Genomic DNA, 13,987 nt, shown 5'->3' with positions numbered 1-13,987 from the left:
CGCATCGAGCGTTTGTCAGAATACATGGCTTCGACCGGGAAGACATATAAGAGCCATCTGGCGACGATCCGAAGTTGGGCGCGGCGTGATAAAAAAGCGGCAGGAGCGGAAACGTTGAAAGCGGTGGACGAGTTGGCGGATTTCATTGAGCGAGGTGGAAAAGATGCATAGCATCGGTGCGGTGCTTGAGGATATGCCCAACATGCGAGCTGTCGAACAGGAGCTGTTGGGGCGAGGATACATGAAAAACGGGATTTTGTACTGCAAAAAATGCCATACGCCGATGATGATACGAAAGGTCATGTTCGGGCGTTTACGGACACTGCCTGTTGTTTGCAAATGCCGAGTTTTGGAGATCGCCAAAGAACGGGCGGAGGAAGAAAAGCGAAAGGCAGCCGAGCTAAGAAAAGACCTTCGGCGAATGGCGATGAACGGACGCGACATGAAGGAATGGACGTTCGCCAAAGCGGACGATACGAAGGTGATCCGACAGGCGCGAAGATACGCGGAGAATTTCGCCGAGCTGAAAAAACGCGGGAAAGGCCTCCTGCTCTACGGAGATTGCGGTGTCGGGAAAACATACGCGGCGGCGTGCATCGTAAATGCTCTGGTAGACAGTGGCGTGCCTTGCCTGATGACAAGTTTCTCACGCGTACTCAATGCGCTGTGGAGCGTGGAGGACAAGCAGGCGTATATCGACTCGCTGAATCAAGTAGACCTTCTCGTTATCGACGATCTCGGTGCCGAACGCCAGAGCGAATACGTGGCAGAACAGGTGTTCAACATCATCGACACTAGAAGCAGAGCCAAGCTGCCGATGATCGTGACGACGAATCTGACACTCAGAGAGATGACGACACCGAGTGCGAACAAGCGTATTTATGAGCGTATCCTCGGCAGATGCCATCCCGTCGAAGTGACCGGTGAGAACAGACGGCGACAGGAGCTGAAAGACGATTTTACCGAGATGAATGATATGTTGGGGGAGTAACATGAACAGAGCAGAACGCAGACGGCAGGAACGTGCCAAAATCAAGGGAGAAAAGGTACTACAAGTCAAGCGTAGCGATTTGGACAAGCTGTACCAGATATAAGACGGGCTGAACAGAGATTATGTCGGCTTCGACGATATTGCCGAAGCGATACAACGAGAAACGGGAATCGATCTTGTCGGTACGGATGATGGATTCCACGTGTTGGAGGGGAAGAAAGATGGCAATGCATCCTAGAAAAAAGAAAAACGCAACTTACAGAAAAGTGGTAAAAAGCATTGTGAAGGCAAGGGGCAAGAAATGTCCTACGAAATGCGTAGAAAATTTAAAAGAATTGGGTCTTGCGACATACAACGTGTGTCTTGGCTGTCCGTATTTGTTTGCTTCTCCATATCATCCGCAATTGAAAAAGACCACGTTAAAGCGATTGAAACCAGACTTGAAAGATATTTTGTGGTTGTATGGGGAGTGATTTGTGATGGGTAACTGGGGAATTTCGCCAAATGCAAGCGAAAAGGAAAAGATAAAGGCTGAGTGGGCAGATGAGCTGAATGGGAAAAACAGCACAGGCAATATTGATTACGATACATATTCCGAACTGTTCGATGTCGGAATGGATTTGCTCGACAGGATGTATAAGTTAGGGAAATCTGACGGAGAAGAACGCAAAACAGGGCATTGGGAAGAATTTGAGTTCGAATATGGCAACGGAGAATATGTTGGCCATAACTGTTCCGAATGCAGTTCACCGCATTTTGAAATACGTAATTACTGCCCGAACTGCGGAGCGAAAATGGAGGCGGTAAACGATGGCAAGTAGATACGAGAATCAATGCGTATCGTGTGATACGTGTATCGGCAGACATTGTCCGAAGCGAAATGTGGAGATAATCGTTTGCGATGATTGCGGCGACGATATCGAGGACGATATTTACGAAGTGGATGGTGTGGAGGTGTGCGAAGGATGTCTGAAAAGCAGGTTTGTAAGGCTGTCGTGATGTCGGTCATCAGCGCGGATTGTGTGGTAACCGAAAACAAAACGGAATTCGAGCTGATACTGAAAGAAAATGACGAGCTGATGCACGCCATTCGTCCAAAGGCAGAGAGCTTAGGCGATATGCTGAGGGTGTTCGGCATCGAGCCAAAATACGGATGCCGCCTTGCGCTTCTGCAGGGGCGGACATGTTGGGCAACGGTGGACGAGGACGGGAAGATAGTAAGATTGCATCGGCATGGTGATGAGAATATCGCGTGGGAGAGTAGATGATCGGTTATGGGAAAAAGCTGTAATAATTGCCGTTTCTATGCTGAATTAAAAACACCTTATCAAAGAAGTGACGAAGTACGGATCTTCGGATATTGTTTCCAAGAGGGCGACAAAGATTATTCGCCCAATATGGGTAAGGGTTTCCCTGTTTTCATTGATGGAGGCGGGGCGGCGTGTAAGAGCCATAAGCGCAAAAAAAGTAGTGATGAGCAAGAGAAAGAACGGTCAATAGTTGAAGTAAGGCGTGGAGCAAATATGATACCGATAGACAAGCCGAGAGTGGTAGAACAGACAAAGTTGTTTTAGGAGAAAACACATGAAAATGGAGCTGTACAACGATAATTTCCAGAATTTCAAACGGTACAATATTCCGAAAGCACAGCTTGTTATCGCGGATATACCGTACAACATCGGCGTAGATGCTTACGCAAGCAATCCGATGTGGTACAACGATGGTGACAATAAGAATGGTGAAAGCAAGCTGGCAAAGGCGACATTTTTTAACACAGACGGTAACTTCAAGATCGCAGAATATATGCACTTCTGTAATCGCCTGTTGAAAAAAGAACCGAAAGAGAAAGGACAAGCACCTGCCATGATCGTGTTCTGCGCGTTCGAGCAGATACAGACGGTCATTGAATACGGCAAGCGGTACGGATTTGATAAGAACTATCCTCTCTTTTTCATAAAAAACTACTCGGCACAAGTGCTGAAAGCAAACATGAAGATAGTCGGAGCGACAGAATTCGCAGTGGTGTTGTATCGTGATAAGTTGCCGAAATTTAACAACGGCAGGCAGTACGATGAGAACGGCAAGATCATACGCGGGAGCGGAAAGATGATATTTAACTGGATCGAGTGGGCGAGAGATAGCGCGAAGGAATATCCAAAGATTCATCCGACGCAGAAGCCTGTCGGAGTATTGAAAAAGCTGATCGAGATATTTACAGATCCCGGGGACGTTGTGATCGATCCCTGTGCAGGAAGCGGATCAACGCTTCGAGCGGCGCATGAGCTGGGCAGAAAGGCATACGGCTTCGAGGTCGATAAGCGATTTTACCGAGAAGCGATGGAGAAGATGCTGAAAACGGAAGAAGAGAAACAGATAAATTTGTTCGAGGAGGGCAATACGACATGATGTGTATTATCATTGCTGTCGCGCTGATCGGGATTGCTCTGGTCGGTGCGGTGGGATTGTACCGAGATACGGTGTGGAAGGAGGACGAGTGATGGAAAAGGCAATCGATATTTTACTAAATGTATATTTTATCATGCTCGGTACTCTCGGATTTTATTTCCTCTGGAAAGAGTGGAGATGGCGAGCAGAAGAACACAAGCGAAGAATACGCAAGATAACCGACGATTACATGAAGGAGAGAGAAAAATGAATCACGTTACATTGATGGGCAGACTGACAGCCGATCCAGAAGTCAGATATACGCAGAGCGGTAAGACGGTAGCATCGTTCACGCTGGCAGTTGACCGCAGGGGCGAGGGGGTAGACTTCGTGCCGATCGTGGCATGGGAGAAGCTTGCGGAGATCATCGGGAACAACTTAGCGAAGGGGCGCCGCGCTCTGATTGAGGGCAGATTGCAGATTCGGTCGTACGAGCATGAAGGGCAAAAGCGTAAGGCGACGGAGGTAGTCGCGACGAGCATGTATTTCTGCGACAGCAAAAGCACGCAGACAGAGAGCAAGGGTAATTACGAATCGATGGGCACGCAGGCGTTTCCAGAAGAAGAGATCCCGTTCTAGGAGGTAAGCTATGTTAAAATTCACAGTACCGGGTGAGCCGTACGGTCAACCAAGACCGAGATTCTCGGCGGTGAATGGGAAGGTACATACATACAACACCGACGAGAGCCGAAATTACAAGACGCAGGTGAAACTGATCGCACAGACGGCGGCGAGAGAGCAAGGGTGGACGTTCGCCGAAACAGAAGGCATCGGAATGAAAGTGTACGCGTACATGTCTATTCCGAAAAGCGAAACGAAGAAATTCCATGCGGCGGCGGTGGCAGGCGACATCAGACCGACGAAAAAGCCCGATGTCGATAACATCTTCAAAGCGGTATCAGATGCGTTAAATGGCGTGTTATATCACGATGACAGACAGATACTTCTTTCGCGAGTAGAGAAATATTACAGCGATGAGCCGCGTGTAGAAGTCGAAGTATTCATCGTGCGAAAGGAGCTGTCGTGATGCATTGTCCATGCGCGAATAAATGCGAGATGAGAACAGCGACCTGCCACACAGAATGCGAGAAGTACAAACGGTATCGCAAACGACTGGACGAGCTGAAAGAGCGAAACAGACGGAGCATGCCGATAAGGATACCGAACAGTAACTGTTGACTAAAGAGAGAAGAGGAGGATTGATATGGTAACGAAAGATGAACTTAGACAATACCGACATCTGAAAGAAGAAGTACTGCAGTTAGCAGAGGAGATACGCGAACTGGATATGATGATGGTCGTGCCTAGCGTACAGAATCTGTCGGGTATGCCGGGTGCGCACCAGACGACCGACAAGATCGGCGAAGTCATTGCCCGCGCGGACGCTCTCAGGAAGCGATACTTCGACAACATGTCAATCCTTCTGGAACAAAAGGCGAAGATAGAAGCGGAGGTGGATGCGCTCGAAGCAGACGAGCAGATGCTGATACGGCTCTACTACTTCCGCGGAATGACGTGGGAGGCGGTGGCAGCGACGATGTGTCTGTCGTGGAACGCGCTCCACCATCGCTACAGAAAGATACTTAGAAAATTACGAGGTGATGAGATTGATGACGATGAACGATGTCGAGCGTGCGACGTCGCAGATGAGCAGGAAGAAACGCCCGCTCCGATGTATCGCACGAGATCACGAATGGTTGATGCCGTCTTACCGCTTCAGCGATAACACCTTCAAAGGCCAGATTGGGAAGATGTGCGAAGAGGCAGCAGAAGTGGACGAAGCGTATGAAAGATACTGCGCCTTTGGCGACCATGAATCGCGGTTGAATCTTCTGATTGAGTGCGCCGACATTCAACAGTCGGTCGAAACATTGATGCATTTACTCGGCACATCAGCGAAAGAGCGGACAATGGCGAGACGGCTGGCGTGGGAGAAGAACAACGATCGAGGTTATTTCCAAAAAAGATAAAAAAAGAAAAGAGCAGGAATCACTCCTGCTCTTCTTCTATAGCAAGTACGATATTGTCTATCATGTCGATTGCATTACTCGTGATAGATATTGCATTATCGTTGATGCCGAGGCTTTTCATATCTTCGCGAAGCTCCCAAAGCGTATTCTGAACGCTGCAAAGCTCCGAAATAAGCGTTTCATTGTTGGCAGCATAAAATCTGTTTTGGGAATGACGTTTCAGCTTAGCTAAGACTAGTTTTTCCACATATGCGGGCGGTTTGCGTGTGCCTGCCTCCCAGTGCTCGATTGTGCGGGTAGGTATCTCGAAAATGCGGCTCATCTCTGCTTGGGTAAGACCTGCGGCGATGCGTGCTTCTTTGATTGTCATTTAATCATCTCCCATGATGCTATTTTGTTTTTCGAGCTGTGTAAGAAGCTCGCCGAGTGTAGTGACGCCTACAGATTCATCTGCATCAATATCATCTTTGCGGATCGTGGCATCGAGGAAGTCATAATCGACAGCAAAGGCGGTGCCATATTCTTCGACGTATCGTGCCCAAACAAAGACATATGTGTCTTCGCCGAGCTCGGCAATATCTTCTTTGACTTCGGCAATCAGATCTTCGGAATCGTAACTTACAGTCATTCCTTCTATTTCTCCTTCGTGAATGGCGGTAAGCATTTCTTTCATTTTTTCATCCATAGTCATTACTCCTATAATTTTGGCGTTGGAAACCAGTTGCCGGCAATAACATCATCAAAAATATCGGGATGCTCCGTACATCTGATCGATCCTGCACAATTTAAATTTTTGGTGTCGAATACGGTATAAATGCACTCGTTATGAAATTTTTGGTGCGCTTCTTCATACGAAATTTCCGTCTTGTGCTGATCTGCCCACAAAGGTATCCTGCGACCTTCTTCTGTTACATACAAATATTCTTGTCCGAGTGGGTTTGTGACCGAATAATATTTTCTTTCCAACATTGTTATCTCTCCTTTGGTTTTCCTTACCTTTGATTATATTATACCGCCCAATGGGCGGAATGTCAACGGGTTTAGGGAAAGTTTTTTAAAAGTTTGGTATGGTTTGGTACATACTTTCTGTGATATTATTATCATAGGCATAAAGGCGAGGGTGAGAGATTCCTCGCCTTTATGTATTCATGTATACATTGCAATACCTAGCAGGAAGATAGGTATAAATAGAGAATCTTCAACAGCGGAGGTGATTGCAAATGAAAAAGTTAATACTGATCCTCTTGGCAATCGTCGGTGTACTTGCTCCATGTGTGGTGACGGTAAATATCTGCCGTGCGTGTGATACGGAGCAGACAACATATGTCGAATACATCGACAAGGATGAACGTGCAATCGCCGAGCAATCCGAACAATGCGGAGCGCGGCTTCGTATGCTCATCAATGCCGAGAAGATCAAACGGTGCTTCAAAGAGCTTGTTGTGACGGCAGTATCATGCGGATATCGTGACCGCGATAAGGAGAAGCCAACAGAGAAGCGAACAACGTATTTGTTCTACTCAAGGCAGGCAGGAGGCTTGCCAAGCGATACACTTTCCCCGATCTGAGAATCGAGGAAAGGAGGAGGCTTTATGCTTCGGTATCAGTCGCTGCCGAAAAATTTAGTAGCGGAACTTGCGATGCTTGCGAATCGTGCGGATATGTTCAGTGCGATCTGCGATGCATGCGCGCTCGGCATCATTCATGGTAAACGCGTCGAGCGAAAAAGAAGAAAACACAGATAACACACAGCCGTCCTTATGGGCGGCTTTTCTTATGAAGGAGGTGTACGGTGGTGCCAATACTAGAAAATCAACAGCATGAGTTGTTCTGTCAGTTTGTCACGCAGGTAGGTGTATCGCGTGCGGAGGCGGCACGTCGTGCAGGATATGCGCCGGCGAATGCGAACAGGCAGGCACATCGTATCATGCAGATACCTGCGGTGCAGGCGCGCATACGTGAGCTGCAGGAGCGCAATGCGGACGCGGCAGGCGTACTGAATGAAGAGCTTACGGCATTTTGGGCAGGTGTGATGAAGGATGAAGAGGAAAACATGAAAAACCGTCTGAAGGCATCGGAGCTGATCGGCAAGAGCCTCGGTATGTTCGTCGAGAAGCGTGTGAACGAGCACGAAGGTGCTATCACGATCGAGTGGGACAGCAATGAAGATAACGATACCGTATCGTCCTAGAAAGATATGGCGTGACGTTCTTCATCCTGCGTTTGATAAACACCGTTTCGGTGTACTGGTAGCACATCGAAGGCTGGGGAAAACGGTCGGCAGCGTCAATGCGATGCTGAAAAAAGCATTGCTTGACGTGAAGATAAGTCCGCAGTACGCATATATCGCACCGTATCGCAATCAGGCAAAGATGATAGCATGGAACTATCTGAAATTCTATGCCAATAAAATACCCGGTCTGAAAACGAATGAGAGCGAATTGTACATCGAGATCCCGACGAGGCATAAGGGTGCGGTCGGGGCAAGGATATACATTGTCGGTGCGGACAAACCAGACGCACTGCGCGGCACGTACTGGGACGGGGTGATCTTGGACGAATATGCGCAGATCAAACCGGAACTGTGGGGCGAGATCATCCGTCCTGCGCTTGCCGACAGAAAAGGGTTCGCGTGGTTCATCGGAACACCGAAGGGACAAAACCAATTTTATGAAAAATACAAGGAGAGCCTGTCTAAGGATGACTGGTTCTCTTTTTTGTTTCGTGCCACAGAAACGGGCATCATTGACGATGAGGAGTTAGCTGACATGAAAGACAATATGACGGACATTGAGTACCGACAGGAGATGCTGTGCGACTTCACTGTTTCGGCGTTCAATATCCTTATCACGATAGACATGGTGGAAACAGCAATCGCACGCAAGTACACCGAAGCGCAGGTGCGCGGGATGCCGCGCATCCTCGGTGTAGACGTGGCTAGATTCGGTGATGACAGAAGCGTCATAGCGTGTAGACAAGGCGAGGTCTTGTATGAGCCGAAAATCTACAAGGGCATAGACAATATGGAACTGGTGGCGCGCATCGTGGAAGAGATACGCAGATATGATCCTGTAGCCGTGTTCATCGACGCAGGCGGCGGCAGTGGTGTGATAGACAGGCTTAGACAGCTTGGATATACGAATATCATCGAGGTAGCGTTTGGCAGTAAGGCAGAGGATCCCAACAAGTACATCAATCTGCGGACTGAGATGTGGCACAAGATGGCTGATTGGATCAGACGGACGGGAAGTCTGCCCGATATGCCCGAGCTGAAAGCGGAACTGACAGTAGTAGAGTATGGGTTCGACAATGCGGACAGACGGAAGCTGAAAAAGAAGGAAGATATCAAGCGTGATTTTGGTATGAGCCCTGATATCGCAGACGCGGTAGCATTGACGTTTGCCCATCAAATTGTGTTACCAAACACAAATTTATACAATTCAGCGATGACAAGATGCAATACAGAGTATGATCCGTTCGGATGAGGAGGTGAGAATATGTGTGGATTTATGAAACCGAGCAAGCCCAAGCAGGTAACGTTTGCTCCTGCGGCGACGGTGATGAACAGCGATGTATCGGATACGAGTGCACAAACGGCGGCGAACGAACGCGAACGCAAAAAACGCGGCTACAATTCTACTCGTTCGGGCATGGCTAACATCTTGGCAGGCGTGAACAATCAGAAAGACACATTGGGGTGAGAACATGAATATTTTTGCTAGAAGTCCGACTGCGGGTGCATCGGGTAAAAAGCGACGGTCGAGGTCAAAGGCACAGGCAAACAGTAAGGTATCACAGCTGATCCAGAAAAGACGCGACTACTTGACGAAGTGGAAGGAGATACGCGACTATCAACTGCCGTATCTCGGTGTCTTGGAGGATAGTGAGTTCAACGATCAGCACCAGCGCAGGGATCAGAAGATATATACAGGTTGTGCGTGGGAGTGCTGTAATATTTTTGCATCGGGCATTATGAGCGGGCTGACGCCGCCAAGCCGTAATTGGTTCAAGCTTACGTTTGCCGATCCTGCATTGAAGGAGAACAAGGAAGCGAGCATGGTGCTTGACGAGCGCAACACGATCTTGGAAAGAGTATTGGCGGGCAGTAATTTTTATAACGCAGCACAGTCGGTTTACATGGAGCTTCCGTTCGGTATCGGCGCGCTCGGTGTGTTTCCTGATGCGAAGAAGGGTGTGCGGTTCACGCATTATCCGATCGGCACGTATTGCATCGATGTGGGGGCGGACGGTATCGCGAATACGTTCTGCCGCAAGTACAAGATGTACACAAGCCAGATCGCGGAGCAATTCGGCATAGAGAATCTTCCCAACCAATTGAGGCATGAGTTAGAACGTGATGGCGGTATCAATTCACAGCATTTCGTTTACTGTCTTATCGAGCCGAACAGAGAGTATGACAGGCATAATCCTACTCGGTTGACTATGCCGTATGTTGTCATGTATTGGCTGGATGGAAGTGCTGATGATGAATGGCTGCACATCGGCGGTTCTTACGAAATGCCTATTGCGGTGGCAAGGTACCTTGTGACGGGACTTGAGCCGTACGCAAAAGGTGCGGGATGGTTCGCACTTGGTGACAGCAAGATGTTGCAGGCGCTTGAAAAAGATCTATTGGTTGCGGTGCAGCTCGGTGTCCGCCCGCCGATGCAGGCAGATGTCGAAACAGCGGCGCGCGGTATCAATATCATTCCGGGTGCGGCGAATGCGACGAATATGAACGGTGGTATCAAGCCGATCTTCGATGTGAAATTGGATATTGCGAGCGTGCAGACGAAGATCGAGGCGACGAAAGAAGCTATCAAGCGCGCATACAATGCCGATCTATTCCTGACGATATCTTCCTTGGAGAAAGGACAGATGACGGCACGCGAGGTCATGGAGCGTTCACAAGAGAAATTGCAACAGCTCGGGCCTGTGGTAGAACGGCTTGAGTTTGAGTTCTTGTCAGTCATCTTGGAGAGAGTGTACAACATTTTGGAGCGTGCAAACATGTTCCCGCCGTTCCCCGAAGAGATGATGGCACAGCTTGCAAGTGAGGAAGTGAAGATAGAATATATCTCACCTTTGGCACAGGCGCAGAAGATGAGTGGGCTGACTGCGATCGAACAGTTATTTGCTTTCACGGGTACCATCGCGCAGATGTTTCCCGAAGTGGCGGACAAGATCGATGCGCTGGAAGCTCTCGACAAGTACGCGTCTGCACTCGGCTCGCCTGCGGCTATCCTCAGAAGTGATGAGGAAGTGGCGAAGCGGCAGGAAGCACGCGCACAGGCACAGCAGGCGGCGGCACAGCAGGAAATGATGAGGGAAACAGCTCCCGCCCTCAATCAGACGGCGCAGGCGGCAAAGAATTTCCGCGAGGCGGTAGGCGGTAGTAATGATGTGATGGCACAGATGCTCGGCTTGCCGGGGCTTAGCTGATGGATTGTATTACTGATCCGACCCTGAAAAGACTGTTGGAATTGGTCGAAGTCGATAAAAGGGAGATGGATAGAAACGCACTTCTTTTTTTGCTTAACAGCAAGGAGGGGCGATGGTTCTTGATGCGGCTTTTCGACCGAACAGACATTTTCGGAAGTGCTTTCAATTCAGATGCGCTTATCAATGCGTACAGCGAGGGCAGACGAAGCGTCGGCATCAATATTTTGTCCGACATCAAAGGGCTTGGCATGGACGGTTTGAAGCTGAAACAACAAGCAGAAGCCGAATATGCGAAGCTGATCGCTGACAGCTATGAGATGAAAAAGAAACTGATCGAATCAATGAAGGAGAATGAATATGAGTGATACTTTAAATACGCCTGCGGACCCGACACCGGCAGAGCCTACCAATCAACCGACAAATACACCGACAGACCCGCCCGCAGAGCCGACACCACCTGCGGCAGACAATATCTTTGGTGGTGCAAATCCACCCGCCGATACATACGATTTCAGTGAAACGTGCGCTTCTCTCGGCCTTGAGATGAGCCAAGAGGCAAGCGACGGTTTCATCGCTGTGTGCAAGGAGGCGGGCATCGGCAATGAACAGGCGAATAAGCTTGCCGCATACGGGCTTAAGCTTCAGCAAGACGCGGCAGACAGTGTCATCGCTGCACAGATCGAGCGTGAAAAAGGCTGGGCAAATACGTTCCGCGAAGAAGCGGGCAAGGACTATGATGCGAAGCTCCAAAAGATCGGCATTGCGAAGGAATGGGCAGAAAAGCTTCACCCGGGCTTTACGCAGATGGCGATCGATACAGGGGCGGGCAATCATCCTGTGTTCCTTAATCTGATGGCAAGGCTTGCCGATATGGTCGGTGAGGAGAACGGCACCAGATTGGATAACGGTACGGCGGGCGGTTCGTCTACGATGTATGACAAGACGGACTTCAGCAAATATAAATAAAAGGAGTGAACAGAAATGGCTACAGTAGGTAACCTTGCGGTAACGATGATGGATTACCGCAAAAGACTTGATCCGGACGGATCGCTTGCGTTCATCATGGAAAACTGCGCACAGCAGAATGAGATCATGAAACGCATCAAATGGATGGAAGGTAACCTTCCAACTGGTATTCAGACGACACAGCGTACGTCGCTTCCTGCGCCGAGCATTCGTGTGATCAACCAAGGTGTTGAGGTGAGCAAATCGACCACGAAACAGATCGCCGATACGTGCATGATGTACGAATCTCGTTCTTGTGTTGACGTGAAATTGCTTGCGCTTCAGACGAATCCCGAAGCATTCCGCAGAAGCGAGGATGCGGCACATATCGAAGGTTATGCACAAGAGATCGCATCTACGCTTATCTATGGTGATGTAGAGAAGGATCCTGACAAATTCAACGGTATTGCAGTGCGCTACAATACGTTCACAGGCGACAAAGGCACGGCGGGCTATCAGGTCATCGACGCGGGCATGGGTTCTGCGTCTGCGGTGAACGGCTCTGCTTACCTTATCGGTTTCGGTGAACATGCGACGGCAGGTATCTATCCGAAAGGTACGCAGTGCGGTATGAAGATGCAGGACCTCGGCGAAGGCGATGTTTACGATAAGAACGGCAATCCGTATCGTGCGGTACAGACGCTGTTTAGCTACAACGCAGGTCTTACGGTACGTGATATTCGTCAGAACGCGGCAGTACGCAACATCGACTGCACTGCGCTTCAGGGCATTACGGATGCGAATGCAAAAGCACTTGTGAACAAATTCATCTATGCGAAAAACCGCATCCGCAATCTTTCTCAGCCGGGTACTGATTTTGCATGGTATGTGCCTGATGCGGTCTATGACTTCCTCGAAGTGTTCCTTTTGAACAAAAATAACGTACATGTAACGCGTGCTGATTTCGAAGGCGGTATCTCGGGTATTCGCCTTAGCGGTATCCCTGTGTTCCGCATGGATTGCATGCGTACGGACGAAGCGAAGATTTAAGGAGGGAATAGCGATGATCAGAGATGCGGAAAATACATTCATTGCGAATGAAGATATCGGCACCGAATCGAATGTTGTGTTCGTCGGCGGCGGTGACGCAGTAAAAGAAATGTATCTGTTTGTCAGTGTGGCGGCAGGTACGGGCGGTACGGTCACTCTCAATACTTCTGATGAAGTAGCGATGAGCGGCGCGGTGGTACTCGGCGAGTATCCTCTTGCGGCGGACGCGCCTGTAAAAGCACGCGTGCCGATCGGTATGAAGAAATATTTGCAGGTAGATATCGCGGCAGGAAGCTGCACGGGCAAGGTCAGCGCATATCTTGCGTATGATGTTGATGTGAAATGAATCTGAGGGATATCTACAACGCAGGTCATAAGGTAGAACATATGTCGATGAACGAGCTGAGGGCGATCTTGTATCAGCAGGGGGTAGAGTATGCTACCGATGCGACGCGGGAGGAGCTTGAACGGCTCGTGAAGGAAAATCAATAGGGCAGGGTAACACCTGCCTTATTTTTTTAAGGGGGATTCAATATGGCTGTGAATGCCGTAACCAATATCGAGATATGCAATATGGCACTCGGCTATATTGCGAAAACCAGAATATTTAGCTTGGAAGATAAGAGCGAGGAAGCGCGTATGTGTAAGCTGTATTACGATCATCTGCGCCAACTCTTACTGCGAAATTATGTATGGGGTTTTGCAAAGCGTATCGTTCGTCTGGCAAAGGTGGATAAAAAAATACCCGGATACGAACATGCATATGCGTATCCGAGCGAATGTCTTGCAGTGCGCCGCATCTATAATGAGGAGGGCGCGAGCGTCAAGGAATATGAGAAAGAAAAATATGAGGTATTCGTTTTAGACAATGGCGTGGTCGCTGTTGCCTGCAATGTCGAGGACGCATATCTTGAATATACACATGATGTAGTCGATGTGGATACGTTCAGTGTGGACTTTGTTGAAGCACTCAGCCGTATCATCGCCTACAATATTGCGCAGAGTTTGACGGGATCGGAGAGCATCGCCAATACGCAGTACCAGCTGTTCCGCGAGATGATCGCCAATGCGAAGCTGGCAAGCGCGAACGAGAAAGAAACGATGCCGCACTTTCCCGATGATTATTTGACGGTGAGGATGTGAC

General features: G+C 49.1%; 27 protein-coding genes. 24 read left to right on the top strand and 3 right to left on the bottom strand.

The genetic code is table 11. From position 1 onward, the window contains the following. The first annotated feature begins 163 nt into the window (after positions 1-163). The 12 genes from IJN28_05320 (at position 164) to IJN28_05265 (ending at position 5,406) form a co-directional block, all read left to right on the top strand. A complete protein-coding gene (locus tag IJN28_05320) occupies positions 164-991 on the top strand; it encodes an ATP-binding protein (protein ID MBQ6713188.1) in 828 nt (275 codons plus the stop codon). Positions 992-1,212: 221 nt separating this feature from the next. Then, positions 1,213-1,464 carry a hypothetical protein gene (locus tag IJN28_05315; GenBank protein MBQ6713187.1) on the top strand — a complete coding sequence of 84 codons (252 nt, stop codon included), beginning with the start codon at positions 1,213-1,215 and terminating at the stop codon, positions 1,462-1,464. Between the two features lie 6 nt (positions 1,465-1,470). Then, entirely contained in the window at positions 1,471-1,812 is a 342-nt protein-coding gene (locus IJN28_05310) for a hypothetical protein (GenBank protein ID MBQ6713186.1), read from the top strand. Continuing rightward, positions 1,802-1,990: a hypothetical protein gene (locus IJN28_05305; GenBank protein ID MBQ6713185.1), complete on the top strand. Its 189-nt coding sequence runs from the start codon at positions 1,802-1,804 to the stop codon at positions 1,988-1,990. The genes IJN28_05310 and IJN28_05305 overlap by 11 nt, the downstream gene beginning before the upstream one ends. Then, on the top strand, positions 1,957-2,259 hold the full coding sequence (locus IJN28_05300; GenBank protein MBQ6713184.1) for a hypothetical protein: 303 nt from the start codon (positions 1,957-1,959) through the stop codon (positions 2,257-2,259). The genes IJN28_05305 and IJN28_05300 overlap by 34 nt, the downstream gene beginning before the upstream one ends. A 6-nt stretch (positions 2,260-2,265) precedes the next feature. Next, entirely contained in the window at positions 2,266-2,565 is a 300-nt protein-coding gene (locus IJN28_05295; GenBank protein MBQ6713183.1) for a hypothetical protein, read from the top strand. 10 nt (positions 2,566-2,575) lie between these two features. Further along, positions 2,576-3,397, top strand: coding sequence for a site-specific DNA-methyltransferase (locus IJN28_05290; protein MBQ6713182.1), 822 nt, complete (start codon positions 2,576-2,578; stop codon positions 3,395-3,397). Positions 3,398-3,488: 91 nt separating this feature from the next. After that, positions 3,489-3,647, top strand: a complete 159-nt coding sequence (locus IJN28_05285; GenBank protein MBQ6713181.1) for a hypothetical protein — start codon at positions 3,489-3,491, stop codon at positions 3,645-3,647. Beyond that, complete coding sequence (gene ssb / locus IJN28_05280; protein ID MBQ6713180.1) at positions 3,644-4,015, top strand: single-stranded DNA-binding protein; 372 nt, start codon at positions 3,644-3,646, stop codon at positions 4,013-4,015. The genes IJN28_05285 and ssb overlap by 4 nt, the downstream gene beginning before the upstream one ends. A 10-nt stretch (positions 4,016-4,025) precedes the next feature. Next, entirely contained in the window at positions 4,026-4,463 is a 438-nt protein-coding gene (locus IJN28_05275; GenBank protein MBQ6713179.1) for a RusA family crossover junction endodeoxyribonuclease, read from the top strand. 177 nt (positions 4,464-4,640) lie between these two features. Beyond that, positions 4,641-5,162 carry a sigma-70 family RNA polymerase sigma factor gene (locus IJN28_05270; GenBank protein ID MBQ6713178.1) on the top strand — a complete coding sequence of 174 codons (522 nt, stop codon included), beginning with the start codon at positions 4,641-4,643 and terminating at the stop codon, positions 5,160-5,162. Beyond that, on the top strand, positions 5,137-5,406 hold the full coding sequence (locus tag IJN28_05265) for a hypothetical protein (protein ID MBQ6713177.1): 270 nt from the start codon (positions 5,137-5,139) through the stop codon (positions 5,404-5,406). Before IJN28_05270 ends, IJN28_05265 begins: the two co-directional genes overlap by 26 nt. Before the next feature lie 19 nt (positions 5,407-5,425). Here IJN28_05265 and IJN28_05260 read toward each other — a convergent pair whose 3' ends face one another. The 3 genes from IJN28_05260 to IJN28_05250 are packed head-to-tail and all read right to left on the bottom strand — an operon-like array spanning position 5,426 to position 6,375. Beyond that, entirely contained in the window at positions 5,426-5,776 is a 351-nt protein-coding gene (locus tag IJN28_05260; protein MBQ6713176.1) for a helix-turn-helix transcriptional regulator, read from the bottom strand. Then, entirely contained in the window at positions 5,777-6,091 is a 315-nt protein-coding gene (locus IJN28_05255; GenBank protein MBQ6713175.1) for a hypothetical protein, read from the bottom strand. 11 nt (positions 6,092-6,102) lie between these two features. Then, a complete protein-coding gene (locus IJN28_05250) occupies positions 6,103-6,375 on the bottom strand; it encodes a hypothetical protein (protein MBQ6713174.1) in 273 nt (90 codons plus the stop codon). Between the two features lie 251 nt (positions 6,376-6,626). Between IJN28_05250 and IJN28_05245 the strand changes: the two genes are divergently transcribed. From IJN28_05245 to IJN28_05190, 12 genes are read left to right on the top strand one after another with little or no spacing between them, the layout of a single operon-like run. Further along, the gene (locus tag IJN28_05245) at positions 6,627-6,974 is read left to right on the top strand and encodes a hypothetical protein (GenBank protein ID MBQ6713173.1); all 348 of its coding nucleotides are present in this window, start codon (positions 6,627-6,629) and stop codon (positions 6,972-6,974) included. Between the two features lie 24 nt (positions 6,975-6,998). After that, positions 6,999-7,151 carry a hypothetical protein gene (locus tag IJN28_05240; GenBank protein ID MBQ6713172.1) on the top strand — a complete coding sequence of 51 codons (153 nt, stop codon included), beginning with the start codon at positions 6,999-7,001 and terminating at the stop codon, positions 7,149-7,151. A gap of 50 nt (positions 7,152-7,201) precedes the next feature. Beyond that, positions 7,202-7,597: a terminase small subunit gene (locus tag IJN28_05235; GenBank protein ID MBQ6713171.1), complete on the top strand. Its 396-nt coding sequence runs from the start codon at positions 7,202-7,204 to the stop codon at positions 7,595-7,597. Then, positions 7,569-8,891, top strand: coding sequence for a hypothetical protein (locus IJN28_05230; protein MBQ6713170.1), 1,323 nt, complete (start codon positions 7,569-7,571; stop codon positions 8,889-8,891). Before IJN28_05235 ends, IJN28_05230 begins: the two co-directional genes overlap by 29 nt. 12 nt (positions 8,892-8,903) lie before the next feature. Next, a complete protein-coding gene (locus IJN28_05225; GenBank protein MBQ6713169.1) occupies positions 8,904-9,107 on the top strand; it encodes a hypothetical protein in 204 nt (67 codons plus the stop codon). 4 nt (positions 9,108-9,111) lie between these two features. Beyond that, positions 9,112-10,848 (top strand): head-tail connector protein, encoded by a 1,737-nt coding sequence (locus IJN28_05220; GenBank protein MBQ6713168.1) that lies wholly within the window; start codon positions 9,112-9,114, stop codon positions 10,846-10,848. Continuing rightward, positions 10,848-11,213 (top strand): hypothetical protein, encoded by a 366-nt coding sequence (locus IJN28_05215; protein ID MBQ6713167.1) that lies wholly within the window; start codon positions 10,848-10,850, stop codon positions 11,211-11,213. Before IJN28_05220 ends, IJN28_05215 begins: the two co-directional genes overlap by 1 nt. Continuing rightward, positions 11,206-11,814 (top strand): hypothetical protein, encoded by a 609-nt coding sequence (locus IJN28_05210; GenBank protein MBQ6713166.1) that lies wholly within the window; start codon positions 11,206-11,208, stop codon positions 11,812-11,814. The genes IJN28_05215 and IJN28_05210 overlap by 8 nt, the downstream gene beginning before the upstream one ends. Positions 11,815-11,829: 15 nt before the next feature. Further along, on the top strand, positions 11,830-12,843 hold the full coding sequence (locus tag IJN28_05205; protein ID MBQ6713165.1) for a hypothetical protein: 1,014 nt from the start codon (positions 11,830-11,832) through the stop codon (positions 12,841-12,843). A gap of 13 nt (positions 12,844-12,856) precedes the next feature. After that, positions 12,857-13,189, top strand: a complete 333-nt coding sequence (locus IJN28_05200) for a hypothetical protein (GenBank protein MBQ6713164.1) — start codon at positions 12,857-12,859, stop codon at positions 13,187-13,189. Then, positions 13,186-13,335 (top strand): hypothetical protein, encoded by a 150-nt coding sequence (locus IJN28_05195; GenBank protein MBQ6713163.1) that lies wholly within the window; start codon positions 13,186-13,188, stop codon positions 13,333-13,335. The genes IJN28_05200 and IJN28_05195 overlap by 4 nt, the downstream gene beginning before the upstream one ends. A gap of 42 nt (positions 13,336-13,377) precedes the next feature. Then, positions 13,378-13,986, top strand: a complete 609-nt coding sequence (locus tag IJN28_05190; protein MBQ6713162.1) for a hypothetical protein — start codon at positions 13,378-13,380, stop codon at positions 13,984-13,986. Position 13,987: the final 1 nt, after the last annotated feature.

It is taken from the genome of Selenomonadales bacterium (genome assembly GCA_017442105.1).
In the GTDB taxonomy this organism is placed as follows: Bacteria; Bacillota; Negativicutes; order RGIG982; family RGIG982; genus RGIG982.
Note: the sequence above shows the minus strand (reverse complement) of the source record. Positions and strands in the feature narration are given on the sequence as shown.

What these genes read in the sequence shown, in the direction of transcription:
- IJN28_05260 (MBQ6713176.1), bottom strand. Translation starts at nt 5,776, where the DNA reads ATGACAATCAAAGAAGCACGCATCGCCGCAGGTCTTACCCAAGCAGAG.
- IJN28_05310 (MBQ6713186.1), top strand. Translation starts at nt 1,471, where the DNA reads ATGGGTAACTGGGGAATTTCGCCAAATGCAAGCGAAAAGGAAAAGATA.
- IJN28_05225 (MBQ6713169.1), top strand. Translation starts at nt 8,904, where the DNA reads ATGTGTGGATTTATGAAACCGAGCAAGCCCAAGCAGGTAACGTTTGCT.
- IJN28_05300 (MBQ6713184.1), top strand. Translation starts at nt 1,957, where the DNA reads ATGTCTGAAAAGCAGGTTTGTAAGGCTGTCGTGATGTCGGTCATCAGC.
- IJN28_05190 (MBQ6713162.1), top strand. Translation starts at nt 13,378, where the DNA reads ATGGCTGTGAATGCCGTAACCAATATCGAGATATGCAATATGGCACTC.
- IJN28_05240 (MBQ6713172.1), top strand. Translation starts at nt 6,999, where the DNA reads ATGCTTCGGTATCAGTCGCTGCCGAAAAATTTAGTAGCGGAACTTGCG.
- IJN28_05255 (MBQ6713175.1), bottom strand. Translation starts at nt 6,091, where the DNA reads ATGGATGAAAAAATGAAAGAAATGCTTACCGCCATTCACGAAGGAGAA.
- IJN28_05210 (MBQ6713166.1), top strand. Translation starts at nt 11,206, where the DNA reads ATGAGTGATACTTTAAATACGCCTGCGGACCCGACACCGGCAGAGCCT.
- IJN28_05320 (MBQ6713188.1), top strand. Translation starts at nt 164, where the DNA reads ATGCATAGCATCGGTGCGGTGCTTGAGGATATGCCCAACATGCGAGCT.
- IJN28_05215 (MBQ6713167.1), top strand. Translation starts at nt 10,848, where the DNA reads ATGGATTGTATTACTGATCCGACCCTGAAAAGACTGTTGGAATTGGTC.
- IJN28_05305 (MBQ6713185.1), top strand. Translation starts at nt 1,802, where the DNA reads ATGGCAAGTAGATACGAGAATCAATGCGTATCGTGTGATACGTGTATC.
- IJN28_05230 (MBQ6713170.1), top strand. Translation starts at nt 7,569, where the DNA reads ATGAAGATAACGATACCGTATCGTCCTAGAAAGATATGGCGTGACGTT.
- IJN28_05195 (MBQ6713163.1), top strand. Translation starts at nt 13,186, where the DNA reads ATGAATCTGAGGGATATCTACAACGCAGGTCATAAGGTAGAACATATG.
- IJN28_05275 (MBQ6713179.1), top strand. Translation starts at nt 4,026, where the DNA reads ATGTTAAAATTCACAGTACCGGGTGAGCCGTACGGTCAACCAAGACCG.
- IJN28_05290 (MBQ6713182.1), top strand. Translation starts at nt 2,576, where the DNA reads ATGAAAATGGAGCTGTACAACGATAATTTCCAGAATTTCAAACGGTAC.
- IJN28_05315 (MBQ6713187.1), top strand. Translation starts at nt 1,213, where the DNA reads ATGGCAATGCATCCTAGAAAAAAGAAAAACGCAACTTACAGAAAAGTG.
- IJN28_05220 (MBQ6713168.1), top strand. Translation starts at nt 9,112, where the DNA reads ATGAATATTTTTGCTAGAAGTCCGACTGCGGGTGCATCGGGTAAAAAG.
- IJN28_05285 (MBQ6713181.1), top strand. Translation starts at nt 3,489, where the DNA reads ATGGAAAAGGCAATCGATATTTTACTAAATGTATATTTTATCATGCTC.
- IJN28_05295 (MBQ6713183.1), top strand. Translation starts at nt 2,266, where the DNA reads ATGGGAAAAAGCTGTAATAATTGCCGTTTCTATGCTGAATTAAAAACA.
- IJN28_05265 (MBQ6713177.1), top strand. Translation starts at nt 5,137, where the DNA reads ATGCCGTCTTACCGCTTCAGCGATAACACCTTCAAAGGCCAGATTGGG.
- IJN28_05200 (MBQ6713164.1), top strand. Translation starts at nt 12,857, where the DNA reads ATGATCAGAGATGCGGAAAATACATTCATTGCGAATGAAGATATCGGC.
- IJN28_05205 (MBQ6713165.1), top strand. Translation starts at nt 11,830, where the DNA reads ATGGCTACAGTAGGTAACCTTGCGGTAACGATGATGGATTACCGCAAA.
- IJN28_05270 (MBQ6713178.1), top strand. Translation starts at nt 4,641, where the DNA reads ATGGTAACGAAAGATGAACTTAGACAATACCGACATCTGAAAGAAGAA.
- IJN28_05250 (MBQ6713174.1), bottom strand. Translation starts at nt 6,375, where the DNA reads ATGTTGGAAAGAAAATATTATTCGGTCACAAACCCACTCGGACAAGAA.
- IJN28_05245 (MBQ6713173.1), top strand. Translation starts at nt 6,627, where the DNA reads ATGAAAAAGTTAATACTGATCCTCTTGGCAATCGTCGGTGTACTTGCT.
- ssb (MBQ6713180.1), top strand. Translation starts at nt 3,644, where the DNA reads ATGAATCACGTTACATTGATGGGCAGACTGACAGCCGATCCAGAAGTC.